The organism is Dinghuibacter silviterrae, from assembly GCF_004366355.1.
Lineage (GTDB): Bacteria > Bacteroidota > Bacteroidia > Chitinophagales > Chitinophagaceae > Dinghuibacter > Dinghuibacter silviterrae.
In genome coordinates this window covers 1837845-1863214 of the sequence record NZ_SODV01000001.1, presented here as the reverse complement: position 1 = coordinate 1863214, position 25370 = coordinate 1837845, and the positions used below count along the sequence as shown (strand labels likewise).

The window sequence follows — 25370 nt, the reverse complement described above, 5'->3', positions numbered from 1 at the left end:
CACTTTGTTAAATTTTTGCTATATTGGAGTCGTACTCTATAGAAAAACCCTTCCTCACTGACCTTATCTTCACTGTAAGAGCCTTACAAGCCATTTACCTGTTTTGTACAATGCCTTATCTGCGTTGGGAAACCTTTTATGCCCAAGGAAACCCAATTATTAACCAGATCAAGTATTAGGACTATGAGGCTCGCACCCATGAAAGCCATCCAGCAGTTGCAGCTGGAGGTTTTGCAGAAATTCAACGCGACACAATTACAACCAAGCGATTGTAAGGATCTCTCCGTAGTGGTCAGGGACGCCACCGGGAAGATCGTTAGTGAAACCACTATCAAACGTTTTTTTGGGTTTGCCGCCCAGACGTTCAACTTTTCGGTGTACACCCTGAACGCCCTTTCGGAATACGCAGGGTTCCAAAATTGGGAATTTTTCCTTGAACACTACCGGCAACAACAATCCCCCCAAAAGGAATTCCACCCCAAATGGAAAGAGGTGAAGTCCAAGACCGGCAAGATCTCCTTTTACACCGCGGAAGCCATCAAAAACAACTGCGGTATGGAGTTCGCCCGGACGACCGTCCGGACCGACGTCATCCCTTTCCGTCACTTCCTGGAATCCGACGCCGCGGTATCGGTCATCCTGGGCCCCGGCGGCAGCGGAAAATCCATCAGCCTCGTCCAGGCGGTAGAGTCGTTCTGGCTTAATGAATCCTGTCTTTGCCCCAACGACATCTGCCTGTTCGTCCACCTGCACCAGCTCAACACCCTCGTCAACCGGGGTTTTTCGATGGAAGACTGGCTGGACAACCAGTTGAACCTCGGCGGGGGCGAGAACATCCTGGATTATTTCGAAGCCAATGCCACAGAGAAGGACGGCCGCTTTGTCCTGCTGGTGGATGGGATCGATGAAAAAGTCATTGCCGCCGACAAACTCAGGATCATCTATGCCAAGCTGATGGACCTGGTTTTCTCCAGGGCCCGCACACCCTGGCTGAAAGTCATCTTAGCCGCCCGGCCGGAAGCCTGGAACGCACTCTATACACCGCTGGGTATCCACGGCTCGGCCACCTGGCCCCCACCCCAGGAAGAGCGGGTGGAGCAACCCGAATCGGTACAGGTATTTGCCCTCCCGCCGTTATCGCCCCCCGAAGTGGGCGAGGTCCTGAGAAACCATGGTCTTCCCGACGAGACGGTCGCTACCTTATCGGACGCCTTTATCCGCCTCCTGGAATTCCCGCCTTTCCTTCAACTGACATGTTCGCTCATGGACACGCCGGCCTTCCCGCTTATCCACGAAGAGTCGCTCATCCATCGCGTCATCGGCCACTATATACGCGGTAAGGTCATGAACAGCCCGGACTACGGGCTGAAGATGGCCATCCTCCGCAGGATCATGGACGACACCCAGAACCTGAAGATGAAGATCCCACCTGGCCAGGTGCGGTTGTTCAGCGGCGACATGCGCGTCCAGGAAGCCTACCGGAAACTCTTGACCGACCACGTGCTCGAAGAAGACAACCACGAGGGGCAGCGGTCCATCCCCGTCAAAAGGGTCCACTTCCACAACGAATACGTCGCCCGCTTTTTTATCGCTACTTTTTGCCTGTCCTCCCACAACGGCGAACTCACCCCGGAGCTTTTTCAGGACCTGCTGTCCGGGGGTACGTACTGCCCCGACCAGACGGGTGTCCTTCAATGGGTACTGCTCTACGCCATCGATCAGGGCGCCTATGATGCCATAGGCCGGTTGTTCTGCCAGGTCGTGCCCCTTTCCCGGAAAGCGCTCCTGTTTGAATTCCTCCTGGTGCAGCCCTCCACGGATGAACGCTATACGCGGCTGCTCCAGCAACTGCTGGAAGATGCCGCGTTCAAGGCCTATTTCCTCCGGAACTTCCTTTGTTATGAAGCGCAGGGCAACCGGAAGGGTTTCTTATACAAACCCCTGATGCGGATCCTCACCAGGGACGACGACCGGGCGGCTGTCGCCTGCGCCTACTTCCTGACGGCGCTGCACCAGCTCGACGGCGCGACCATCGATACACAGGTCGCCCTGCTCCGGTCCATGGCTCCCCCCCTGAACAGGGAAGGGAGCGCACTACAACCATCCGAGCTGTGTCTTTTTATCTATCAATGCCTGATGGGAAAAACACCCGATCCGCTTACCCGGAGCAAGATCGACCAGTTCGAAGAATACATGGTCCTTTCGGACCATACCATTCTTTCCTTAAAGGACGAGCTGAACGTGTACCTGCTCATCACCTGCGCCCTCCTGCTCGGGGAATATAAACACCTGGAAAGGGTGACGGAATATATTTTTGCGGAAATCCCCTCCCTGAAGATGCGGTCCCACGACCCCTTCCGTTTGCTGGCACTGGTGGTCAAAGCACGGTTTTATCTTTATGAAGAAGACGATGAGGCCTATACCCGTTGCCTCTCCCACGTCGAAAATGTGCTCCGCTCCGAGTCACCGGTCGACGGCGCGCGGATCGTCTCCATGTGTCTCTACCAGGTAAAGACCGTACGGCTTTTGATGAACGGCCAATACGACAAGATGCTGGAATCCGTGCACCATATCCAGTCCCTGGCCAAACCGGCCCGGTTCAACCTCATGGACCATTGGTGCTACCAGATGGAATCAACCGCATACCTGGCCTTGCGCAAACAAAAGCTCTCCATGCTTGCGGAGCAGGAGGCTGACAAAATCCGGCAGAGGTTTCCCTTTCATATACTGCCCCCTCTTGAATTCCAAGGGCAGTCGGAAGACGTCAGTGTTAAACGGGCCATTAATCACTAAACCGGCCTTTAGTCATTCAGCCATCCAGAGCGGGCATGGACAATAAGTTCAGGGCCCGCTCTATTTTTTTCTTTTTTTCCTTACCTTTGCATGACCTCCCGGACTTTCGGAAACCCAGCCCGTCCGCTGGTCGCGTAACACTTATTTATCATCAGAATTGCCGCCAGATCTTCCCTCGAAGATGTGGTTGCTTATTTATTTTTTTATGTCAAAATTCATCTTCGTTACCGGTGGGGTAACTTCGTCTTTGGGTAAAGGTATCGTTGCCGCTTCGCTGGCCAAACTCTTACAAGCCAGGGGAGTCACGGCTACCATCCAGAAATTCGACCCGTATATCAACGTCGACCCCGGGACCCTCAACCCCTACGAACACGGAGAATGTTATGTGACCGAAGACGGAGCGGAAACCGACCTCGACCTCGGACACTACGAACGCTTTTTGAACATCTATACCTCCCAGGCCAACAATGTGACCACGGGCCGCATTTACCAGACCGTCATTAATAAAGAAAGAGAAGGTTCTTATTTAGGAAAAACCGTGCAGGTCATCCCGCACATCACCGACGAAATCAAACGCCGGATGCTCCTGCTGGGTTCGGAAGGCAAGTACGACGTCGTCATTACCGAAATAGGCGGCACCGTGGGGGACATCGAATCCCTTCCTTTTATAGAGGCCGTCCGTCAGCTCCAGTGGGAATTGCCGGAAGACGACTGTCTCGTCATCCACCTGACCCTGATCCCTTACCTCAAGGCCGCCAAGGAGCTCAAGACAAAACCGACGCAGCACAGCGTGAAAATGCTCAGCGAGAACGGCGTACATCCCGACATTCTCGTCTGCCGCACCGAAGAACCCCTTTCCACCGATATCCGCCGCAAGATCGCGCAGTTCTGTAACGTCAAGACAGAGGCCGTCATCGAATCCGCGGACGCCGCCACCATCTATGAAGTCCCCCTGATGATGATGCGCGAAAAGCTAGACCTGATCGCCCTCAAAAGCCTCAACATACAATCCTACGGCGAACCCGACCTCTCCCGCTGGAAGGAATTCCTGGACAAGCTCAAATACCCCAAGTCCAAGGTCACCATCGGTCTGATCGGGAAATACATCGAGCTCCAGGACGCCTACAAATCCATCCTGGAGGCCTTTGTCCACGGCGGCGCCATGAACGAATGCAAGGTGCAGATCCAGAATGTGCACAGCGAGTTCATCACCGACGACAACGTGGCTGAAAAACTGTCCAACCTGGACGGTCTGCTGGTGGCCCCCGGCTTTGGCCACCGCGGGACGGAAGGCAAGATCAGCGCCATCAAATATGCACGGGAAAAAGGACTGCCCTTCTTTGGTATCTGCCTGGGTATGCAAATGGCCACGGTCGAATTTGCCCGGGACGTCCTTGGCTTGAAGGACGCCCACTCCACGGAAATGACCGCCGATACCCCCCACCCCGTCATCGACATGATGGAGGAGCAAAAAAAGATCACCGCCAAGGGGGGCACCATGCGGCTCGGCTCCTACCCCTGCCTCATCGAACCCAACACCCTGGCCCACAAGATCTACGGAGAAAGCCTGATCCACGAACGCCACCGCCACCGCTACGAGTTCAACAACGACTACCTGGAACGCTTCCAGGCCGCCGGCATGGTTGCTTCCGGGAAAAACCCGGATTCCGGTCTTGTCGAGATCATGGAGTTCCCCAACCACCCCTTTTTCATTGGTGTTCAGTTCCATCCCGAGCTAAAAAGCACCGTGGAACGCCCCCACCCCCTGTTCGTCCACTTCGTAGCGGCCGCCAAGGCCTTTAACGAGCGGCTGAATGCGGTCAAAAACCCGCTTTTGCAGAGTGAATTGATCTAAAGGCCGCAAAGAAGCGGCCGTTCCGGCCACTTGTCTTACCTTCGCGGCTCAATTGACGCACTTTTTTATGGGAAATGGTTTTGATAGAAATACCATCATCGGTACCGCACTCCTGGTCGTGCTCCTGATCGGCTACATCTTTATTGCCCAGCGCGAACAGGGAAATCTGCAAAAACAGCAACAGCATATAAAGGATTCGCTGGCGTTGCACCCTGCGACGCCTGCCGTGAACACCACCGCCGGGCGCGCGGATTCGCTACACCTGGACAGCCTTCTGAGGAGCACCACCGCCGGTTCTTTTTCCGCCGGTGTTGCGGGTTCCGAGCAAACATCCATCCTTGAAAACGACCTCGTCCGGATCACCTTTAGCAACCGGGGCGGCCAGCCAAAGATCGTAGAACTCAAAAAGTACAAGCGCTTCGATGGGACGCCGCTATACCTGGTCGCCGACGGCGGTCAGGAATTCTCCTACCTGATCCAGACCGGCTCCAACGCTGCCGCCACCAAGGATCTCTTTTTCTCGACCACCGGCGTCCAGCAGGAAGGCGGTAACCAGGTCCTCCGTTACACCCTCAAGGATTCCCTCGGCCACGCCGTCCAACATGAATATGTCCTGCAGCCCAACCAGTACATGCTGCAGCTCAATATCCGGATCGACGGAGCCCTGCAACTCCTGCCCCAAAATGCCTTGAACGCTACCTGGTCTTTTACCGCCCAACCGCAGGAACGCGACGTCACCTACGAAAAGCGGACCACCGCCCTGTCCTATTACGACCAGGACGGCTACGACTATAAGACGCTGTCCAGCACCGGGGATAAAAACCTGGAAAATGTAACCTGGATCGGTACGAAACAACGCTTCTTCAACAACACCCTGATCTCCAAGGACAACAAGATGGGCGCTTCCCTCCATTGGGAAGCCAACAGCGACAGCCTTCATGACCTGGTCAAAACCACGGCCGGTCTTCAGATCAAGCTGCCGCCTTCCGCCGGTACGGCCATCATCCCCCTGGAATGGTACATGGGCCCCAACGAATACCACCTCCTGAAGACCTACGGTCTTCACCTGGAGGAAAACGTACAGATGGGTAACGGTATTTATGCGTTTGTCAAGTACCTCAACCGCTGGATCGTCATCCCCGTGTTCGACTTTTTCCACGGCTTTGTCTCCAACTTCGGGATCGTCATCCTTCTGCTGACGTTCTTTATCCGTCTCGTGATCTCTCCCCTCACCTATTCAAGCTACCTCAGCGGCGCGAAAATGCGCGTCCTGCGGCCGGAAATCGACGAACTCAAAAAGAAATACAAGGACGACCAGCAAGCCTTTGGCGTGGAGCAAATGAAGCTCTTCCGGACCGCGGGCGTCAACCCCCTGGGTGGTTGTATCCCCGCCTTGCTACAGATCCCCATCTTCTTTGCCCTGTATAGTTTCTTCAACAGCAATATCGCCCTGAGGGGGCAGTCCTTCCTGTGGTCCCACGACCTGTCCACCTACGATTCGATCTTCAACTTCGGTTTCAAGATCCCGTTCTACGGTGACCACGTCAGCCTGTTTACCCTTACCGCCATCGTCAGCAGCTTCCTCATCCAGATCTGGAACATGAACATGACCCCGGATCAGAACAACCCGATGATGAAGTACATGCCTTACATCTTCCCCGTTGTGCTGCTGGGCGTCTTCAACGGTCTGCCCGCCGGTCTGACCTGGTACTACACGGTGTCCAACGTCATCACCCTTGCCATCCAGCTCGTCATCCAGAAGTTCATCATCGACGAGAAAAAGATCCACGCCCAGCTCCAGGAAAACAAGAAAAAGCCAAAGGCCAAATCCAAATGGGCGGAGCGGCTGGAACAAATCCAGGAGACCCAGAAGAAGGTCCAGGATATGAAGGACAAGACGCAAAAGCGCTAGGCCTTGTCCGCGGACAAGGCCATACAGGGAACGGCGGTCCTGGCCGCCCTGACCGCGGGGCTGCTCGCGCTGGCGCTGCTCGCGGGGGCGCCGCTCCGGGCCCAAAACGCGGGTTCCGCTTCGCGCGCCGACACGACGCACCTCCACCCCGATACCACAAAGGTCCCCCCGGTTCGCATGATGACCGAGGGGACCATTACGTATAAGCTCGTCTCCGACGGCGCTTCGAAAGACGAAGCCGCTATCCTTGCGGCTGCTTCGTTCACCCTCCAGCTAAAAGGGTCCAGGACCCGGACCGACTTTGCGGGGAGCCTCGGCTCCACCAGCACCATTTACAGCAGCCTGACCCACGCGGGTGCCCTGCTCCAGGAATACGGGCAGCAAAAGATCCTGATCCGGATGGGCAAGGAAGACTTCGACGATCTGGGGAAACCCTATAAGATGACCTATACCTACACGGGAGACACGGCGACCATCGCGGGTTATCCCTGCAAAAAGGTGATCGGCCGCACGCCGGCCGGGGATACCCTCCTGATCTGGTACACCCCGGAACTCCTGCCCCAAAACAAGGAATACAGCTATCGTTTTACCCCTTTGCCGGGCCTGCCGTTGTCGTACGAAGGCCGCATGGGGCCGTCGAAGGTGACCTACCAGGCGGTAAAAATATCACTGGACCCGGTGCCCAGCACAAAATTCGACATCCCCAAGACGGGATACCGGGAAATGTCCTATACGGAAAGTAAGAAATTGCATTAATGCAGGACCCGCTCGGGCGTCCTGAATTTCGTCAGCAGCATCGGCTGTTTGTACGGGTAAATGTAGATGGTATTACCCTTCTGATAGGTCATGAGCGAGTGCACGTTCATGATGGTCTGGTCCTGGCTCGGTGTGGGTACCGTAAAGTCGCCGGTGAACTGGAGACCCGGCTGCAAACCGGTCTTGAGGGACAACTGGAGGGCAGCCGTCGATTTGAGGTTGGAAAAAGGAAATACGAGGGGCGTATCCTTATGTACATCCCGCTTTTTATCACCGCCGGTACCCGTGTAATGGTAGGACGTGGCATGCAAGGCGGTAGCCGCCAGGAGCAACATCCCCATCATAGCCGTTAGCCGTATGGATTTTTTACGGAACATATACTGCAAATTTACAATTTTTTTAGCAAGTCGTGCACTTTTTTTTAACGCACCTTTTACGATTCGCCGATTATTTACCCGGTTTTACCGGACCAGTTGTCGCATCAGATGGGAAGCCCTTCATATATAATTAACGCAGATAGGTAAAAATTGTTGGGTGAAGGCCGGCTATTTTTATCAAAATAACTTAACTTACGGTAACCACATTGTATGAGAGACCACTCCTTTAGACAGGACCGTGAAGAGCTGAAAGAATTACTGAGGCAGTACGAAAATATGAAGGCGGGCAGGCGCCATTCCTTTCTCGAAGAAGAATCTTTCGAACGCATCATCGACTATTTTGACGACCGCAACGAGCTGGTCCAGGCCATGCAGGCCGCGGAGCTGGCGATGGAGCAATACCCCTATTCCTCCGTCCTTATGGTCAAAAAGGCGGACCTCATGATCGCCTCCCGGCGCTACCGGGAAGCACTGGAACTCCTCGACCAGGCGGAAGTGATGGACAGTGGGGACATCAATATTTACATCCTGAAAACGGACGCCTACCTGGCCCTCGACCTGCAAGCCAAGGCGGTGGAGGTCCTGGAATCAGCCATCATCCAGTTCGAGGACGACGAGCGCATAGAACTGTTGTTCGAGCTGGCCGATGTCTATGACGACTACGAAGAATTTGACAAGGTCTTCGACTGTCTCAAACTCATCCTGGAAGCGGACGCCAACAACGAGGAAGCCCTTTATAAAATATGCTTTTGGACGGACTTTACCGGCCGCAACGAAGAAAGCATCCGGGTCCACCAGCGGATCCTGGAGGAATTCCCCTACAACGAGCTGGCCTGGTTCAACCTGGCCGCGGCCTACCAGGGATTGAAGCTATACGAAAAAGCCATCGATGCCTATCAATATGCCATCACCATCGATGAAAAGTTCGACTTCGCCTACCGGAACATGGCCGACGCCTTTATCCGTCTCCACCGTTACAAGGAAGCCATAGAGCCCCTGGAGAAGGTGATCGAGCTGTCCAGACCGGAAGACGTCATCTACGAGGCCCTGGGGCACTGTTACGACAAGCTCCGCAACTACGCTCAGGCGCGTTTCTACTACAAAAAGGCCTCCCACCTCAACCCCGAAGACAGCAAGCTGTACTATAAGATCGCCTGCACCTATATCAACGAAGGTCAGACCGAGAGCGCCGTCAAGCAACTGCAAAACGCCCTGCGGTTACAACCCCTCCAACCCGAGTTCAACCTCGCGATGGGAGAGTGCATGGTCGAGCTGGGCCGTTACCAGGACGCCATCGAATATTTCGGCAACGTCATCCGGGCCAAATCTAAAAGCATCAAAGGCTGGAGCGCGCTCCTGGAATGCCTGATGAAAGGGAACCTGCTGGACGAGGCCGAGGAATACGCCCAGACCGCCTACGAGGAAACCGGCAGCAAACCCGTTTTCCTGTTTTACAAAACCGCGATCCTTTTTGCACAAGGCAAAAGCAAGGAGGCCCTGAACCTCCTGGAAGTCGCCATGGAAAAGGCCCCCAAACTGATCCGCAAGCTTATCGACCTGAGTCCCCGTCTCCTCCAGCACCAGCAGGTGGTGGACATCATTGCGCGCTACAAGCGCAATAAGTCGATTTAAAGCGCACGCTCACCCATTTTAACGTTTGCACCCGCCCGTAATTGGCTCCCCCTCCCTATATTTGCGCGCGTGGCACGCCAGCTGCGTGTCACTGCGAACATCAAAAGCCCACCTCGATCAATGAATTTTAACCTTACGCAGATGCCCGACCGGCAGCAAAAGCCCCGGTCCTCCGGCATCACCATGGTGATGGACAAGGGCCTGAGCATACAGGAAGCCAAGAACTTCATGAGCATCGCCCACCCCCATGTGGACATCCTCAAGCTGGGTTTCGGCACCTCCTATGTCACCCCTAACCTGCGGGAAAAGATCGAAGTCTACCGCTCCTACAACATCCCCGTTTATTTCGGGGGCACCCTTTTCGAAGCCTTCCTGATCCGCGGCCAGTTCCAGGATTTTGTCCGCATCCTGCAGGACTACGGCATCGGCCACGTGGAGGTCAGTGATGGATCCGTCACGATCCCCCACGCCGAGAAGTGCGGTTATATCGAAAAACTGACCAAATACGCAACCGTCCTCAGCGAGGTCGGAAGCAAGGACGCCACCCACATCATCCCGCCCTATAAGTGGATCGAGCTGATGCGCGCGGAACTGGGCGCCGGCGCCTCCTATGTCATTGCCGAGGCCAGGGAATCCGGGAACGTGGGCATCTACCGCGGCTCCGGGGAAGTCCGGGAAGGGCTGGTCCAGGAAATCCTCACCCAGATCCCCGGTGAACAGATCATCTGGGAAGCCCCCCAAAAGGCCCAACAGCTTTATTTCCTGGAACTGCTTGGGTGCAACGTCAACCTCGGCAACATCGCCCCCAGCGAAGTCATCGCCCTGGAGGCCATGCGCATCGGTCTCAGGGGAGACACCTTCCACCTCTACCTGAACAAATCGGAAGCATAATGCGTCTCTTCGGGCTCATCGGCTATCCCCTCGGGCACTCCTTCTCCAAGAAGTATTTTACCCAAAAATTCCAGGACGAAGGCATCACCGACTGCCGGTACGAGCTCTTCCCCATTCCGGTGATCACCGACCTACCCGGACTTCTGGCTTCGCAGCCCGACCTCTGCGGTCTCAATGTCACCATTCCCTACAAGGAACAGGTCCTCCCCTATCTTTTTGATCCCGGTCAGGCCGCGCTTGTCGGCGCCTGCAACTGTATTGTTGTCCGGGACGGCAGGCTTTATGGCTATAACACCGACGTCGCCGGGTTCCGCGAATCCTTCCGGCCGGGGCTCCGGCCGTTTGACCGGCATGCGCTTATCCTGGGCACCGGGGGCGCATCCAAGGCGGCGGCGTTCGCCCTCGCGGAGTTGGGGATCGGGTATCGCCATGTGTCGCGTAGTGGCGCGGTGGGCGCTGGCGCGGCGGTGGGCGGCGCGAGCGCCGCGACCCCGGGCGGCCCTTTCGGCCCCGAAGGCCCCACCCTCCGCTATGACGAAGTGACCCCTGCCCTCCTGGAGACCTACACGGTCCTCATCAACTGCAGCCCCGTCGGCACCTTCCCCCACGTGGACGAAGCGCCCGCGCTGCCTTATGCGGCTTTATCCGCCAGGCACTACCTGTTCGATCTCGTCTATAATCCGGAAAAAACGCGCTTCCTGGCGGAAGGCGAGGCCCGTGGAGCGGTCATCCGCAATGGGTACGACATGCTGCGCATCCAGGCGGAAGAGGGCTGGGCCATCTGGAACCGCGAGCGGTAAGCCCGGCCGGTTCCATGCGGCCGCGGGCCGCGCTACCCCAGCGCCTCCACCTGCGCTGCGAATGCCGCGGGCACGCCAACAGGCTTGCGGGCCGTATAATCAAAACAAATCATCCCCGTCTTGGCCTCCGCAATGCGGTGCGTGCGGCCGTCCCGCACGGTTTCTACAGCATAGTAGAGCTCAAAACCCACTCGGTTGAATTCGGCGGCCCGGATGTGAATAGTCCAGACATCGCCGTAAAATGACTCCCCTTTGAAGGAGAGGATCGCGTCGCTCATGATCAAACCCACCCCCGCCACGTCCAACTCGGTATATCCCCATTGACCCAGGTACCGCATACGCGCTTCGTGCAGCATCCCCAACACCGCGTCGTTGCCGACGTGCCCCCCATAGTTCAGGTCCGTGATGCGCACGGGAATCTGCGTGGTAAAATGAAAGGTTGAAGGCAGGTCAATCTTTACCCTGGCCATGCGGTATGCTTTTTAGAAAAGTGATCAATTGGTCCAACGCCTTTTTACGGTGGCTAAAGCGGCTCTTCCCTTCCATGTCCATCTCTGCAAAAGCAAGTTCGGATCCATCCGGAACAAAAACCGGGTCATATCCAAAACCACCGGTGCCCCGGGGTTCCCGGAGGATCCGTCCGGGACAGATCCCTTCGAAACAATATTCCCGCCCGTCCATGACGAGAGCCATCACCGTCCGGAACCGGGCGGCGCGATCGGGGTTGTCCCCCAGCCGGGTCAGCAACTTCCGGATGTTGGCGTCTGTAGAGCGGTCTTCCCCGGCATACCGCGCGCTCTTCACACCGGGTTCGCCCTGGAGTGCAAAAACCTCCAGCCCCGTGTCCTCTCCAAAGGCCGGTTGACCCGTCAGGAGTGCTACGGTTCTTGCTTTTTCCAGCGCATTGGCCTCCAGCGTGGGATGAGGTTCGGGGATGTCGATGTCCAGGCTGGCTTCCTTCATGGTTTCCAGGCTAAACGCCGCCCCAAGGGCCGCGCGGACTTCATCCGTCTTGTGGACGTTATTCGTGGCAAAAATCAAATGGATCATCTTTGGAACATACTTTTCAGACAAGCCCACAAACGGCCCTTGAGGGTCCGTTCTCCGGCAATCGTCGCCAGCGCGTCGGCAGCGAGGTAGGTCCGGTTCCCGTGAGGCTGTACCTGGTAGGCAGGGAAAAGCATGGGCAATCCCAGTTCTTCTATCCCTACCCCGAAAAGGATCACCTGGGTACTGCCGAGCTCAGCCGCAATGGCCTCCGGCGTCCGGGCTTCATTTTCCAGGTTGACCAGGGCCACCGAGGCCATGGACAGCTTGCACGCCTCCAAAACGCTCAGCAGGAACTGAAAGGCCTTTTCCTCCAGAAACACCGCGGAGGTGTCGCGGACCAGGATCAGGATGTGTTGTTCGTTCTCTCCCAGGTACTTGAGGGGCGCGGGTGTCGCGGGCGTGGCCCCGCCCGAAGCCGCTGGCGCGGCAGAAACCTGCGCAGGCACGCCCTCCCTCTCCGGCCGCCGCGCACGGGGCCGCGCCCCGGGAACGACCACGAGCGATTTTGCATACCACTGCGCTACTTGAGAAGGAGACAAAGTGAGCCTGTCCAGGTCCATGAACGCGCTTTTTTTTGTAGGTTTGTAGCAAATTTAGTGATATGGAGGCTGTCATAGATATAAAAGTCATCAAGACAGAAAAAAGCAAGCTCCCCGGGACTTCCCTGGAGAATCTTCCGTTTGGCAAAGTCTTTACGGATCACATGCTGGAGGTGGAATACAAGGACGGTCAATGGCAACAGCCGGTGATTAAACCGTTTGGCCCGATCTCCATGCTGCCGACCAACGCAACCCTCCATTACGGACAAACGATCTTCGAAGGGATAAAGGCGTACCGCACCGTGAGCGGCGAACCCTATATCTTCCGCCCGTTTGATAACTTCCATCGCTTTAATATTTCCGCGGCCCGCATGATGATGCCGGAGATCCCGGAAGAACTCTTTATCGAAGGCATGCGCAAGCTGGTCGAAGTGGACCTGGACTGGATCCCCAACAAGCCCGACCACTCGCTGTACATCCGTCCGTTTATGTTTGCGACGGACGAAGCGATCGGCGTAAGGCCCTCGTCGACGTATTCTTTTTACATCCTGCTGAGCCCTACCGGGCCGTACTATAGCAAGCCCTGCCGCATATACGTGGAAGAGAAATACACCCGCGCGGCACCAGGCGGTATCGGCTTTGCCAAATCGGGCGGCAACTATGCCTCCAGCCTCCTGGCCTTTGCCGAAGCGCAGGCCAAGGGTTTCGATCAGGTCCTCTGGACGGACGCGTTCGAGCACAAGTATGTGCAGGAGATGGGCACCATGAACGTCTTCTTTATCATCGGTAATACCGCTATCACCCCGAACCTCGAAGGGTCGATCCTCGAAGGCGTCACGCGTTCGACCGTGATCACGCTGTTGCAGGAACAAGGCCTGAAGGTGGAAGAACGCCCCCTGCACATCGACGAGATCATCGCCGCACACAAGGCAGGGACGCTGAAGGAAGCCTTCGGTACGGGTACCGCGGCCACGATCACGCCCATCAAAGAGCTCAACTACAAAGGCTACGAGATGCTCCTCGACACGGACAAGTGGACGATCTCACCGGAAGTAAAACGCCGGCTGGACGCGATCCGCGAGGGCCGCGAGGCCGACGTCCACCAGTGGATGTTCCCCGTGAAGGGCTAAGGTTTCAGAATTTTCACATAACTCGCGACGATCCCCTTGATCAGCGACGAGCTGAACCCCTGGTGTTCCATCTCGTTGAGTCCGGCGATGGTGCACCCCTTCGGGGTAGTTACCTTGTCGATCTCCTGCTCGGGGTGACGACCCGTGCGGATAAGCAGCTCGGCGGCCCCGAGGGCGGTTTGTGCGGCGATGAGGCTGGCAGTCTGGGCGTCGAAACCGATCTCAATTCCTCCTTGTATGTTGGCGCGGATAAACCGCAGGGCATAGGCAATGCCGCAGGCGCCGAGCACGGTGGAGGCGTCCATCAGTTTTTCATCGATGGTCACGGTCCGGCCGACGGTGTCGAAAAGGGACTGGACATACTGGACGTCGGCGGGGCCGGCGTTGGTGTGGCTGAGACAGGTCATGCTTTCCTGGATCGCGATGGCGGTATTGGGCATGGCGCGGAACAGGGGGAGGGTTTTACCGGCAGCCTGCTGGAGCTCTTCCATCCAGACACCGGTCACGACGGAGATCAACACGTGCTGGGTTTCGGAGAGCACGGGGCTGAGTTCCCGGAGGATGTCGCGGACGTTGTAGGGTTTGACGGCGAGGATTACGGTGCGCGCCTGGCGGACCGCTTCCTGGTTGTCGCTCATGACGACGACGCCCTGTGCGGCGAGGTCTGATAAAAGCTGGGTGTTGCGACGGGTGACGATGATGTCGGCAGCAGGCATGAAACCGCTCTTGACGACGCCTTCCGCGATGGCGCGGCCGAGGTTGCCGCCGCCGATGATGGCAAGTTTGTTGGACATAAAAACCTTATGATGGGGCCGCAGGAGCGGCCATTAATAATATTTCCCGGGCGCCAGGTAGTGGCGCACATAATCGTCGATGCCCTCTTCGAGGGAATAAAACGGCTCGCTATACCCCGCCTCCCGAAGCTTGGACATATTCGCCTCCGTGAAGTACTGGTACTTATCGCGGATGTCGACGGGCATGTCGATAAAGCGAATATTCGGCGCGAGGTCGAGCCCCGCAAAGGTCGCGGCGGCGAGGTCGTAGAAAGACCGGGCCTTACCGGTCCCGAGGTTGTACAACCCGCTGGCGGGCCGGTGGTCCATCAACCACACGCAGACCTTCAGGAGGTCCTTGACATAGACGAAGTCGCGGAGCTGCTGGCCGTCGGCAAAATCGGGGCGGTGGGAGCGGAACAGGGCGACCTCGCCCTTGGCGCGGATTTGGTTGACCGAATGGAAGATGACGCTGGCCATGCGCGCCTTGTGGTATTCGTTGGGGCCGTACACGTTAAAAAACTTCAATCCGGCCCAGAAGGGGGGCTGGACCGGGTTGTGCAGGGCCCATTTGTCGAATTCGTTTTTCGACACGCCGTAGGCGTTGAGGGGTTGCAGCTTGAAGGGCGTCTCGTGGTCGTCGTTGTAACCAAACTCACCGGCGCCGTAGGTGGCGGCGGAAGAGGCATAGACGAGCGGGACGGAGGAAGATGCGCAATAGTTCCAGACCTTTTGGGAAAATTCGACGTTCAACCGCTGGTGGATGCTGTAGTCGAACTCGGTGGTGTCGGTGCGGGCGCCGATATGGAAAAAGAAATCCACCGCGGGCCGCTCCGTACGCAACCAGTCGAAAAAGGCATCCCGCTCGACACGCGCCTCGAAAACCTTTCCTTCCAGGTTCGGCACCTTGTCGGCACGGGAGAAATCGTCGACGATGATGATCCGCCGGTACCCCCATTCATTGAGCAATCCGACCAGGGCGCTTCCGATAAACCCGGCGGCCCCGGTGACGATGATCTGTGCGTTTGGTGTCATGGGCGATTAGTTCTGCAAAAAGCTTTCAATAGCGGTATCGTAGCGTTGTTTCCAGGTGTCGATCATCCCCCAGTCTTCGCCCTGTACACGGACAAGGCCGTCGGTGACCTCACCCAGCTTTTCGAAGGGGATGCCGGCGGCGGCGGCCGCGGTTTCCAGGGCGGCAACACCCTGGCGGCTTACCGTGACGACGACGCGGCCCTGGGCCTCACCCAGCCAGAACGCGTCGGGGCGGATGGTCTCGCCGGTCTGGACCTTGAAACCGAGCCCGCGGGCAAACCCTTTCTCCAGCAAGGTAACCACCAGGCCGCCTTCGCTGACGTCGTGGGCGGAGCGGACTTTTTTCCCCCGGACCAGGCTCAGGACAAAGGACTGAAGGGCCTTTTCCTCTTCCAGGTCGAAGAAGGGCGCGGGCGAATGTTCGACCCCGACGATCTTATGGAGGTATTCGGAGGACCCGAAGTCTTCCCGGCTTTTACCGACCAGGTAGACCAGGTCGCCGGCGGCTTTGAAGTCGAGGGTCATGCGGTCGGAAAAATGTTCCAGCAACCCGACCATGCCGATCGTGGGCGTGGGGTAAACGGGACCGTCCGGGGACTGGTTGTAAAAGCTGACGTTCCCGCCGGTGACGGGGGTGTCGAAAGCCAGACAGGCGGCACCCATGCCCTTGATGGCGTGTACGAACTGGAAGTAGACTTCCGGGTCGTAAGGATTGCCAAAGTTCAGGCAGTTGGTAATGGCCAGGGGATGCCCGCCGCTGCACACGATGTTGCGGGCGGCTTCCGCCACGGCGATCATGCCGCCCTTGAAGGGATCGGCGTATACATAGCGGCTGTTGCAGTCGGTGGTCACGGCGAGGGCCTTATCGGTACCCTTAACCAGGACGATCGCGGCATCGCTGGGGGCATTGGTAGAGGCGTTGCCCGTACCCACCATGCTGTCGTATTGGGTATAGATCCAGCGCTTCGAGGCGATCCCCGGGAGGCGGACCAGTTGCTCCGCCACAGCACGCAGGCTGGCGGGCTGGGGCACCGAGGCGGGATCGAAAGCGGCGATGGTTTTCAAATACGCGGGTTCGCGGTATTCGCGGTCGTATTGGGGAGCGCCGCCGCCAAGGACAAGGCTTTCGGCGGGAAGATCGGCTTCGAGCACGCCTTCCTTATAAAATTTCAAACGGCCGTCACCGGTCACTTCACCAATCTGGGAACAAGGCAGGTCCCATTTTTCAAAGATGCGGAGGACTTCCGCCTCCTTCCCTTTGTCCATAACAATGAGCATGCGCTCCTGGCTTTCAGAAAGCAGGAGCTCCCAGGCCTTCATATTTTTTTGACGCGTGGGCACCTTGTCGAGGTCGATGCGCATACCCACGCCACCCTTGGCGCTCATTTCGGAGGTGGAACAGATGATCCCCGCGGCACCCATGTCCTGCATGCCGACCACGCCCCCGTGGTCGATCACTTCCAGACAGGCCTCCAGGAGTTTTTTCTCCTGGAAGGGGTCGCCGACCTGTACCGCCGGCAGTTGTTCGGCGCTTTGCTCGGTGATATCGGCGGAAGCAAAAGCCGCACCGCCCATCCCATCCTTTCCGGTGGCGGAACCCACGATAAAGACGGGATTGCCGATGCCTTCGGCCGTCGCGCTGATGGTCTTACCCACGCGTACCACCCCGACGCTCATCGCGTTCACCAGCGGATTGGTGTGGTAACATTCTTCGAAATACACTTCCCCGCCCACGGTGGGTACGCCAAAACAGTTCCCGTAGTGACCGATCCCATGAACGATCCCGGCCATCAGGGCCTGGGTCTTCTCCTCGGCGAGGTCACCGAAGCGAAGGGAATTCAAAGCGGCAATGGGACGGGCACCCATCGTAAAAATATCGCGGTGGATGCCCCCCACGCCGGTAGCGGCCCCCTGAAAAGGCTCGATGGCCGACGGGTGGTTGTGGGATTCGATCTTAAAGACGACGGCATCACCGTCACCTATATCCACCAGGCCGGCGTTTTCTTCCCCGGCCTTGACCAGCAGACGAGACCCGTCACGGGGAAGCGTCTTGAGCCATTTGATGGAATTCTTATAGCTGCAGTGCTCGCTCCACATCACGGAGTAAGCGCTGAGTTCCGTAAAATTGGGGGTTCTGCCCAGGATGCCTTTGATGGCTTCAAATTCTTCGGGCCTGATGCCCAGCTTTTCTGCGACTGCGATGGTAGTATCCATGAGACTTTGAAAGAGTGGAAGCGCAAAGTTACGAAGAGACGCCCAAGATTCCTATCTTCGGGCCATGGGCCATCCCAAACGTAAGCTCCCACTTCCTTTATCCTGGATCGCCGGTCTGCTGGCTGTAAAACTTATCTGGGCCCTAGGCTACACTTATCTTTATTTTTCCCTATATCCAAAGTCTTCCGATGCGTGGGGATTCTTTGACCAAAGCCGCCAGCTGGCCTACCTGATCCACACCCCCTCCGACTTTTTCAACCTGGCCTTACCCTTCCATGGACCATGGACGGATATCTTCCACTATCATTTCTGGAACAACCTCAAACAAAACCTGTTTGTGTTGATCCTGCTCGGGATGAACCTGGTCACGATGCACAACCCGTTTGTGGATACGGTGGTCTATGCCCTCCTGACCTTTACCGGCTGGGTCCGGTTTCTCCGGCTGCTCACCAGCCTTTACCCGGGGCTGGATCCCTGGTGGTATTGCGTGCCGTTTCTGTTGCCGACCTTTCTGTTTTGCTATAGCGGGCTTCACCCGGATGGGCTTGTCTTTGCGCTCCTGGGGTGGATCGCGCTGGATGCCTACCGGCTGTTCGTCGAAGGGGGCCGCGACGGGCGCGCCATAGCCCGGCTGATCGCCCTGATCCTGCTCCTGGCGATCCTCAAAGCCTTCCTGGTGGTCCTGTTGCTCATCCTGGCCGCCGCCTGGTGGCTGTTCTATAAAAAAAGGCAAAACGGCTGGCGCTGGCTGGGTGGGCTGACCCTTCTCTTTTTTATGGCGACCCTCCCCGAACAGGTCACCGTCCAGCACCAGTACCTCCAGCTCCCTTACGGGCATTTTCTCCCGGTCCTACCGCTCAGCGCGTCCTGGTCGGGTTATGTGGCGCGCCTCCCCGCCGCGGCCTGGAATGCTTTTTTCCGGCCGGCCCCCTGGGACATGGCCAACGCCTTTTATATCCCCTGTGGCCTGGAAGTCTGGGCCCTTTGGGCGATCTGGACGTTGGGCAGGATAAAACGGGTCCGGACAACCTTTTACACAGACAGCTGGCTGTTCATGACCCTTGCCTTCTGGCTCCTCATCGGGCTGACCATCCCCATCCTCAGCGCGCTCATCCGGTACCGCAGCCTGATGTTCCCTTTTGTGTTGGCATTCAGCTTATTACCACTGTTACATCGCAAAGGCGACCCCGTATGGGGAAAAAAAACAATATCTCATTAGCGTCCAAAAAAATTGTTTTTTTGTTAAGTTTAAAGTTCTTTTGCCAACTAAAATTTCCACTCGATGTCCTCTTTACGATTCAAAGCTATCGACAAGCTCACTGCTGACCGGGTGGAGGGTAACGCACCCTCTTCCTCGAAGATTACTGCCATTTTCAATGAAAATGTATTTACCCTCAAGACCGCCAGGGAGTTCCTGAGCGACGAAGGGTATAAGAGTCTGGCCGCTTCCATCAAGAGCGGTAAGAGGATCGACCGGAACATGGCCAACCAGATCGCAGCGGGTCTTCGTCAATGGGCCGAATCCAAAGGGGTCACGCACTTTACGCACTGGTTCCAACCCCTGACCGGGGCGACGGCCGAAAAACACGATTCCTTTTTCACGCTGAAAAGCGACGGCTCCGCCCTGGAAGAATTTGACGGCGCCGCCCTCATCCAGCAGGAGCCGGATGCCTCCTCTTTCCCCTCCGGCGGTCTGCGCGCCACCTTCGAAGCCCGCGGCTATACCGCCTGGGACCCTTCCTCCCCCGCCTTTGTCATCGAAACCGGGGAAGGCAGAACCCTTTGTATCCCGACGATTTTCGTCTCCTATACCGGGGAGTCCCTGGACTATAAGGCGCCCCTGCTGAAAGCCCTGGACGCCCTGAACCGCTCCGCCGTGGAAGTCTGCAACTACTTCGACCGCAACGTCACCAAGGTGACCGCCACCCTCGGCTGGGAGCAGGAATACTTCCTCATCGACGCGGCCCTGGCCAACGCCCGGCCCGACCTGACGATGACCGGACGCACTGTGTTTGGGCACGCCCCCGCCAAGGGTCAGCAGTTGGAAGACCACTATTTCGGGTCCATCCCCGAACGCGCCTATTCATTTATGCGTGACTTCGAAACCGAGTGCTACAAGCTGGGGGTTCCCCTGCGCACCCGTCACAACGAAGTGGCCCCCTCCCAGTTCGAATGCGCCCCTATCTTCGAGGAAGTCAACCTGGCCGTCGACCACAACATCCTGATGATGGACGTCATGAGCCGCGTCGCCAACCGGCACGGCCTGGTCGTGCTGCTCCACGAAAAACCCTTTGCCGGGATCAACGGTTCGGGCAAGCACAACAACTGGAGCATGGCCACCGACACCGGTGTCAACCTCCTGGCGCCCGGCAAAACGCCGAAGACCAACCTCATGTTCCTGACCTTTTTCGTCAACACGATCAAGGCGGTTCATGACCACGCCGACCTCATGCGCGCGGCCATTGCGTCGGCCGGCAACGACCACCGCCTGGGTGCTAACGAAGCACCGCCCGCCATCATCTCTATCTTTATCGGGAAGTACCTCACCGAAGTCCTGACCGAGGTAGAAAGCCGGGTGGGCAAAAAGTTCAGCGAGCAGGACGAGATCATGCTCAAGCTCGACATCCACAAGACGATCCCCGAACTGCTTCTGGACAACACCGACCGCAACCGGACCTCTCCTTTTGCCTTCACCGGTAACAAGTTCGAGTTCCGCGCCGTGGGTTCCTCCGCCAACTGTGCCAATGCCATGATTACGCTCAACACCATCATGGCCGACACCCTGGCGCATTTTAAAAAGGAAGTCGACGCCCTCATCGAAAAAGGCGAGAAAAAAGAGGTGGCCATCATGCAGGTCATCCAGCAATACATCGTGTCGGCCAAAAAAGTGCTTTTTGAAGGCGATGGTTACAGCGAAGAGTGGGAAAAAGAAGCCCATCGCCGCGGTCTGCCCAACGTAAAGACCACGCCCCTGGCCCTCGACGCCTTTATCACGTCTAAGGCCAAACACCTTTTCGAGACCCACCACGTGTACAACCACCTGGAGCTTGAAGCGCGTCACGAGATCGCCCTGGAAGACTATATCAAAAAAGTACAGATCGAAGGCCGCGTCATCGGGGACCTGGCCACCAACCACATCCTCCCCACGGCCTTTACCTATCAAAATACGCTGATCCAGAACATCAAAGGCCTGAAGGAAATCGGGCTCCCCGAGTCCACCTACAAGGCGCAGCTGGAAGTACTGAAAGAAATCTCCGAGCACATCAATGTGGTGCGCGCCAAGGTCGAGGAAATGACCGAAGCCCGCAAGGAAGCCAACGCCATCGCCGAAAGCCGTGCCCGCGCCATCGCCTACTGCGACAAGGTAAAGCCCTTTTTTGACGAGATCCGCTACCACGTCGACAAGCTGGAAATGATCGTGGACGACCGGTTGTGGGAATTGCCGAAATACCGCGAAATGCTGTTCCTGCGCTAGAACGCGCTTTGAAGAAATAGAAAAAGCCCCGCTCCGCATACGGAGGGGGCTTTTTTATATATACCCGTACCAGATCAACCTTTGAAAAAAGCCCAGCCCTGGCAAGGGGCTGGGCAACAACTTACTTAGTGGCAAAAAAGTATTCGGAACCTATATAGTAGATCCCTGACGGTGATATTTTCGCTGCCTGACCCCCGGGCTAAAAATTCAGATTTCAGCATCGAGTTTAGTATAAGTAAACATTTAGTAACAATTCCTTAAACTTTTTTCCACCCTGGCTGACGCTGGGGAAGATACCTTTACAGATGCGCCCCCACGAAATCCTCCGCCGGAAGATGCAGCAGGCTTCGCCGCTGACGGTGTTGCTGCTCAGCAGTATATCGGCTTTTTGCATCTACGTCTGCACCTATAGTTTCCGGAAAAGTTTTGCCGCCGCCACCTTTGAGGGGCAGGTCTTCTGGGGGATGGACTACAAGGTCCTGCTCGTCATTGCCCAGGTTTTAGGATATGCCACGAGCAAGTTCATCGGGATCAAATTTATTTCCGAGGTCCGCCCCGAAAAACGTCCCGTTTATATCATCGGGTTGCTGAGTTTTGCCTGGTTTTGTCTCTTGGGGCTCGCCTTGGTCCCCGCGCCCTGGGGCATCGTTTGTATGTTTGCCAACGGTCTCCCGCTGGGGTTGATCTGGGGGCTTGTGTACAGCTACCTGGAAGGCCGGAGGGCCACCGAAATCATGGCGACAATCCTCAGCGCATCCCTGATCTTTTCGGCCGGGGTCGTCAAAGGGATCGGCCGGATGATGGTGGTGGACTGGCACATGCCCGAGCATTGGATGCCGTTTGCCGTAGGGGCGGTCTTTTTTGTGCCGATGCTCGTTTTCGTGGCTTTGCTGAGCGTCACCCCCGAGCCCACCCCGGAGGACAAAGCCGCCCGCTCCGAAAGAACCCAGATGTTTGCCGAGGACAGGAGGGCATTTCTCCGGAGCTTTTGGCCCGGGTTCCTGTTCAACCTGGGGTTGTACATCACCCTGACCGCCATGCGGGACCTCCGGGATAATTTCGAGGTCGAAATATGGCAGGGATTGTATGGTCACCCGGTGGCGCCCTCCGTCTATGCCCAGATCGACACCCCCGTGTCCATCGCCGTTCTTTTGTGCGTGGGCGCCCTGGTCTATATCCGGAGCAACCGCCAGGCCTTCCGGCTCTCGCACCTGCTGATCGTGCTGGGCTTCCTGTCGATCGGGGCGGGTTCCTACCTCTTCTATATCCATGCCATCACGCCCTTTGTCCTGATGTACTTTGCGGCCTTCGGCCTATACCTCGCCTACATCCCCTACCAGGTCATTTTCTTCGAACGCCTGATCGCGGTATTCCGGATCAAGGGGAACATCGGTTTCCTGATCTATGCCGCCGACTCCATCGGCTACGCCGGGAGCGTGGGGGTGCTGTTGTATAAAGAGTTTGGGAAACACGCCCTTAGCTGGGGGTCGTTCTTCACGTGGTCGCTGACCGTGGTGGCGATCATCGGGCTCGGGTGCATCGGGTTGTCTTATCGCTACTTCACGCAGAAGATGCGCGGCGAGGCGCCGCCCCAACCCGCCGGGGGCCTGGCAGCGGCCTAGCGCCCGAACAACGCGGTAATACTTTCTTCGGCGTACCCCGCCGCCGACGTCATCCCCTTCCCGCCTATGGCGGTCCGGATATGGATACACCCCTCCAGGTCCTCCTCGACGATGTCCCGTTCCTTGTGCTGCGGATAAAAGCCCGCCCATACCCGGTCCAGGTTGCGGACGTCAAACGAAACGATCCGGGACGCCTCGCGGAGCATCAGCTCGTTGATGTGGCTGTTGATGGAAAAACCCAGGTCGTCCGCCTCCATGGCCCCCGCATACTCGTGCGAGTCACCGATGATGATGCTGCCGTCGTCCGCCTGTTTGAAAAGGATATGAATCCCCCATTGTTTGAGCTCCCGGAGGTGTTCCGGCACGGAGAGCCCGGCAAAAGAAGGACATTGTTCAAAAGATTCGTAGCGGCGGATCGTCAGACCCGTCAGGACGTTGCCGTGAAGCGCTACCGAAGGCATGGGCCTGGTCCGCATCATCTGGAGTTTGCTGACCACGATGCCACTGCGCTCAAACAACTGTGGGAACAGCAGCTTAAATTCTCCGCCGTTGCACACAATTGCTTTAGCGGCAAAGATCGTTTCCCCCGCGTTCGTTACCACGGCGACCCCGTCCCCGCTGGGCCGGCAGTCCACTGCGGTGGTCAGCGTACGGTACGTAAACCTGGGGAACGACTCCTGCATAAAATCGAGCAGCCGGTAGATCATGGCTTCCGGTGCCACGCTGACTTCTTCGGGGAAAAAAAGCCCTTCCCGGCAATACCCGGCTTGCAGCGCGGGCCAGCGTTCCAGGCAGGCCGCGGGGCTCAGCATCGAAACGGGATACGCGCGGCCGGTCATGACCTCGTGCAGCTCGTGTAAGAGCTGTTGTTCCTCCGGGTCCGACGCGATATACACCGTCCCGCCGGGGCGTACGGTAATGTCCGCGCGTTCCTGGATAAACCGGTACCATTCGAGGCTGCGGCGGCCGTAGTCGAACCAGCGGCCGGCCATCCCGCTCGGGACCACCTGGCCAAAATTGCGGACGGTGGCCTGTACCGGGTAGCGGTCTTTTTCCAGGAGGGTCACCGACAAGCCCCGCCTCAAGGCATGAAAAGCATGAAACGTACCCAGTACCCCGGCGCCAACGACGAGGAGGTCATGTTTATCAGGCATAAACTTAATTGACGCTTTCGAGGATAGGGATGAGTTCCTCCATGTGGTCGATGATATGGGTCGGGTGGTATTTCCGCAACTCCTCCCGGGTAAAGGCACCCGTGGTCACCCCTATGGAGAACAAACAACCCGCGTTGAGCCCTTCGTTGATGTCCACCTCGGTATCCCCGATCTTGACGACTTGACGGGGGTCCGAAATACCGGCCTCGTCCATCATCTTTTGGATCATAAAGGGTGCGGGACGCCCGGAGGGAACCTCGTCGCTCGCAACAATATAGTCGACTTTGCCTTCCTTTTCCCACCCCAGACGGTCGACGATCGCGGTGGCGATGTCTTTTGAAAAACCCGTATCCAGGCCGATTTTGACACCCTTTTCTTTCAGGTAGGAGAAGACCCTGTCCACACCCGGCAGGGGTTCGACACCCTGGCCGGTTTTGTAATAGTTGATCATCAGCTCCACAAAACGGTCGTGGATCGAATGGATGAGCCCCTCGCTGATCTTCGCGGGGTTGGGTTCGTATTTGTCCAACAGCATACGAATGGCCACCGGCTTTTTATACCCCATCAGGGGGTTTACTTCTTCTTTGGCGATGGTATACCCATGCTCCCCCATAGCCTGGGCAAAAGCAATGGCGACATTTCCCCCGTCCAGCACCGTGGTACCGGCAATATCGAATACGACCAATTGTACCTTATTCATGGCACAAATGTATAGTATAATTAAACTTTTGGACCTTAAAAAGATGTTATTTCTCCATGAAAAAGTAGACGACGAGCATGAGGGCATCGTCCTCCCCCACATTTTTGGGGTTGTGGGGTTCCCGGGCATCGAAGTAGATGGAGTCACCAGGTCCGAGCATGTATTTTTTGTCGCCTATAGTATACTCCACTTCCCCGGAGATGACGTATTTGTATTCGAAGGCGTCCGTACGAACGGGGGCCCGCCGGGAATTTTTTTGCAACCGGAGCAGGACAATGTCGATGTGCCGGTCCTGGACGTGGGTGGCCATGATGCGCTGGTAGACGAACCCGCGGGCGTTTTCCTTTTGAAACTCCTGGTAATCCTGCTTTTTGCGGACCACCACCTTATCCTCTTCCCCGTTTTCCCCTTGCAGCTCGTCAAAAAAGGCATTCAGATCGATGTTCAGGGAGCGGATGATGCTCAGCAACACCGTGAGGGAAGGGACGGTCCGGTTGTTCTCGATCTGGGAAATAAAACCCTTGGTAACCCCCGCTTTGTCTGCAAGCTCCTGGATGGTGATGTGGCGTTCCTTGCGTTTTTCCTTGATCTTGTTGCTGATCTGGAGAATGACGTCTTTTTGCATGGCAAAATAAAAGTAACAAAAAAGCCGGCTCCAAAGG

21 protein-coding genes are annotated in these 25370 nt (G+C 57.0%); 11 read left to right on the top strand and 10 right to left on the bottom strand.

What is annotated here, in order from left to right; all coding sequences use genetic code 11:
- The first annotated feature begins 183 nt into the window (after positions 1-183).
- The 4 genes from EDB95_RS08360 to EDB95_RS08345 all read left to right on the top strand — a co-directional run bounded on the left by EDB95_RS08360 (position 184) and on the right by EDB95_RS08345 (position 7316).
- The gene (locus EDB95_RS08360) at positions 184-2793 is read left to right on the top strand and encodes a hypothetical protein (protein ID WP_133992543.1); all 2610 of its coding nucleotides are present in this window, start codon (positions 184-186) and stop codon (positions 2791-2793) included.
- A gap of 205 nt (positions 2794-2998) precedes the next feature.
- On the top strand, positions 2999-4648 hold the full coding sequence (locus EDB95_RS08355) for a CTP synthase (RefSeq protein ID WP_133992542.1): 1650 nt from the start codon (positions 2999-3001) through the stop codon (positions 4646-4648).
- Between the two features lie 67 nt (positions 4649-4715).
- Positions 4716-6560, top strand: a complete 1845-nt coding sequence (gene yidC, locus EDB95_RS08350; protein ID WP_133992540.1) for a membrane protein insertase YidC — start codon at positions 4716-4718, stop codon at positions 6558-6560.
- A 3-nt stretch (positions 6561-6563) separates the two neighbouring features.
- Positions 6564-7316: a hypothetical protein gene (locus EDB95_RS08345; protein ID WP_133992538.1), complete on the top strand. Its 753-nt coding sequence runs from the start codon at positions 6564-6566 to the stop codon at positions 7314-7316.
- Here EDB95_RS08345 and EDB95_RS08340 read toward each other — a convergent pair.
- Positions 7313-7693 (bottom strand): hypothetical protein, encoded by a 381-nt coding sequence (locus EDB95_RS08340; RefSeq protein WP_133992536.1) that lies wholly within the window; start codon positions 7691-7693, stop codon positions 7313-7315. The two genes, EDB95_RS08345 and EDB95_RS08340, sit on opposite strands and share 4 nt — an antisense overlap.
- 210 nt (positions 7694-7903) lie before the next feature.
- On the opposite strand from EDB95_RS08340, the gene EDB95_RS08335 reads away from it, so the two are divergent.
- The 3 genes from EDB95_RS08335 (at position 7904) to EDB95_RS08325 (ending at position 11016) form a co-directional block, all read left to right on the top strand.
- Positions 7904-9325 carry a tetratricopeptide repeat protein gene (locus tag EDB95_RS08335; RefSeq protein WP_133992534.1) on the top strand — a complete coding sequence of 474 codons (1422 nt, stop codon included), beginning with the start codon at positions 7904-7906 and terminating at the stop codon, positions 9323-9325.
- A gap of 120 nt (positions 9326-9445) precedes the next feature.
- Entirely contained in the window at positions 9446-10216 is a 771-nt protein-coding gene (locus tag EDB95_RS08330; protein WP_133992532.1) for a phosphosulfolactate synthase, read from the top strand.
- Positions 10216-11016, top strand: coding sequence for a shikimate dehydrogenase family protein (locus EDB95_RS08325; protein ID WP_133992530.1), 801 nt, complete (start codon positions 10216-10218; stop codon positions 11014-11016). Before EDB95_RS08330 ends, EDB95_RS08325 begins: the two co-directional genes overlap by 1 nt.
- Before the next feature lie 32 nt (positions 11017-11048).
- On the opposite strand, the gene EDB95_RS08320 is transcribed toward EDB95_RS08325, so the two are convergent.
- The 3 genes from EDB95_RS08320 to EDB95_RS08310 are packed head-to-tail and all read right to left on the bottom strand — an operon-like array spanning position 11049 to position 12626.
- Positions 11049-11486: an acyl-CoA thioesterase gene (locus EDB95_RS08320; protein WP_133992528.1), complete on the bottom strand. Its 438-nt coding sequence runs from the start codon at positions 11484-11486 to the stop codon at positions 11049-11051.
- Positions 11467-12066 carry an RdgB/HAM1 family non-canonical purine NTP pyrophosphatase gene (gene rdgB / locus EDB95_RS08315; RefSeq protein WP_162852520.1) on the bottom strand — a complete coding sequence of 200 codons (600 nt, stop codon included), beginning with the start codon at positions 12064-12066 and terminating at the stop codon, positions 11467-11469. The genes EDB95_RS08320 and rdgB overlap by 20 nt, the downstream gene beginning before the upstream one ends.
- Positions 12063-12626: a hypothetical protein gene (locus tag EDB95_RS08310; protein WP_133992526.1), complete on the bottom strand. Its 564-nt coding sequence runs from the start codon at positions 12624-12626 to the stop codon at positions 12063-12065. The genes rdgB and EDB95_RS08310 overlap by 4 nt, the downstream gene beginning before the upstream one ends.
- A gap of 41 nt (positions 12627-12667) precedes the next feature.
- Here EDB95_RS08310 and EDB95_RS08305 point away from each other — a divergent pair, with 41 nt between their 5' ends.
- On the top strand, positions 12668-13735 hold the full coding sequence (locus EDB95_RS08305) for a branched-chain amino acid aminotransferase (protein ID WP_133992524.1): 1068 nt from the start codon (positions 12668-12670) through the stop codon (positions 13733-13735).
- On the opposite strand, the gene proC is transcribed toward EDB95_RS08305, so the two are convergent.
- The 3 genes from proC to purL are packed head-to-tail and all read right to left on the bottom strand — an operon-like array spanning position 13732 to position 17757.
- Positions 13732-14529 (bottom strand): pyrroline-5-carboxylate reductase, encoded by a 798-nt coding sequence (gene proC, locus EDB95_RS08300; protein ID WP_133992522.1) that lies wholly within the window; start codon positions 14527-14529, stop codon positions 13732-13734. The two genes, EDB95_RS08305 and proC, sit on opposite strands and share 4 nt — an antisense overlap.
- Positions 14530-14562: 33 nt before the next feature.
- Entirely contained in the window at positions 14563-15543 is a 981-nt protein-coding gene (gene rfaD / locus EDB95_RS08295; RefSeq protein ID WP_133992520.1) for an ADP-glyceromanno-heptose 6-epimerase, read from the bottom strand.
- Between the two features lie 6 nt (positions 15544-15549).
- A complete protein-coding gene (gene purL / locus EDB95_RS08290; RefSeq protein ID WP_133992518.1) occupies positions 15550-17757 on the bottom strand; it encodes a phosphoribosylformylglycinamidine synthase subunit PurL in 2208 nt (735 codons plus the stop codon).
- Positions 17758-17821: 64 nt separating this feature from the next.
- On the opposite strand from purL, the gene EDB95_RS08285 reads away from it, so the two are divergent.
- The 3 genes from EDB95_RS08285 to EDB95_RS08275 all read left to right on the top strand — a co-directional run bounded on the left by EDB95_RS08285 (position 17822) and on the right by EDB95_RS08275 (position 22854).
- On the top strand, positions 17822-18976 hold the full coding sequence (locus EDB95_RS08285; RefSeq protein WP_133992516.1) for a hypothetical protein: 1155 nt from the start codon (positions 17822-17824) through the stop codon (positions 18974-18976).
- 63 nt (positions 18977-19039) lie between these two features.
- Positions 19040-21232, top strand: coding sequence for a glutamine synthetase III family protein (locus tag EDB95_RS08280; protein ID WP_133992514.1), 2193 nt, complete (start codon positions 19040-19042; stop codon positions 21230-21232).
- A 305-nt stretch (positions 21233-21537) separates the two neighbouring features.
- Positions 21538-22854 (top strand): DUF5690 family protein, encoded by a 1317-nt coding sequence (locus EDB95_RS08275; RefSeq protein ID WP_133992511.1) that lies wholly within the window; start codon positions 21538-21540, stop codon positions 22852-22854.
- Here the strand turns inward: EDB95_RS08275 and EDB95_RS08270 are convergent.
- From EDB95_RS08270 to EDB95_RS08260, 3 genes are read right to left on the bottom strand one after another with little or no spacing between them, the layout of a single operon-like run.
- Positions 22851-24008: a TIGR03364 family FAD-dependent oxidoreductase gene (locus tag EDB95_RS08270; protein WP_133992509.1), complete on the bottom strand. Its 1158-nt coding sequence runs from the start codon at positions 24006-24008 to the stop codon at positions 22851-22853. The two genes, EDB95_RS08275 and EDB95_RS08270, sit on opposite strands and share 4 nt — an antisense overlap.
- Positions 24009-24012: 4 nt before the next feature.
- Positions 24013-24708, bottom strand: coding sequence for an HAD-IA family hydrolase (locus tag EDB95_RS08265; RefSeq protein ID WP_133992507.1), 696 nt, complete (start codon positions 24706-24708; stop codon positions 24013-24015).
- Between the two features lie 46 nt (positions 24709-24754).
- Positions 24755-25333, bottom strand: a complete 579-nt coding sequence (locus tag EDB95_RS08260) for a helix-turn-helix domain-containing protein (protein WP_133992505.1) — start codon at positions 25331-25333, stop codon at positions 24755-24757.
- Positions 25334-25370 lie beyond the last annotated feature (37 nt).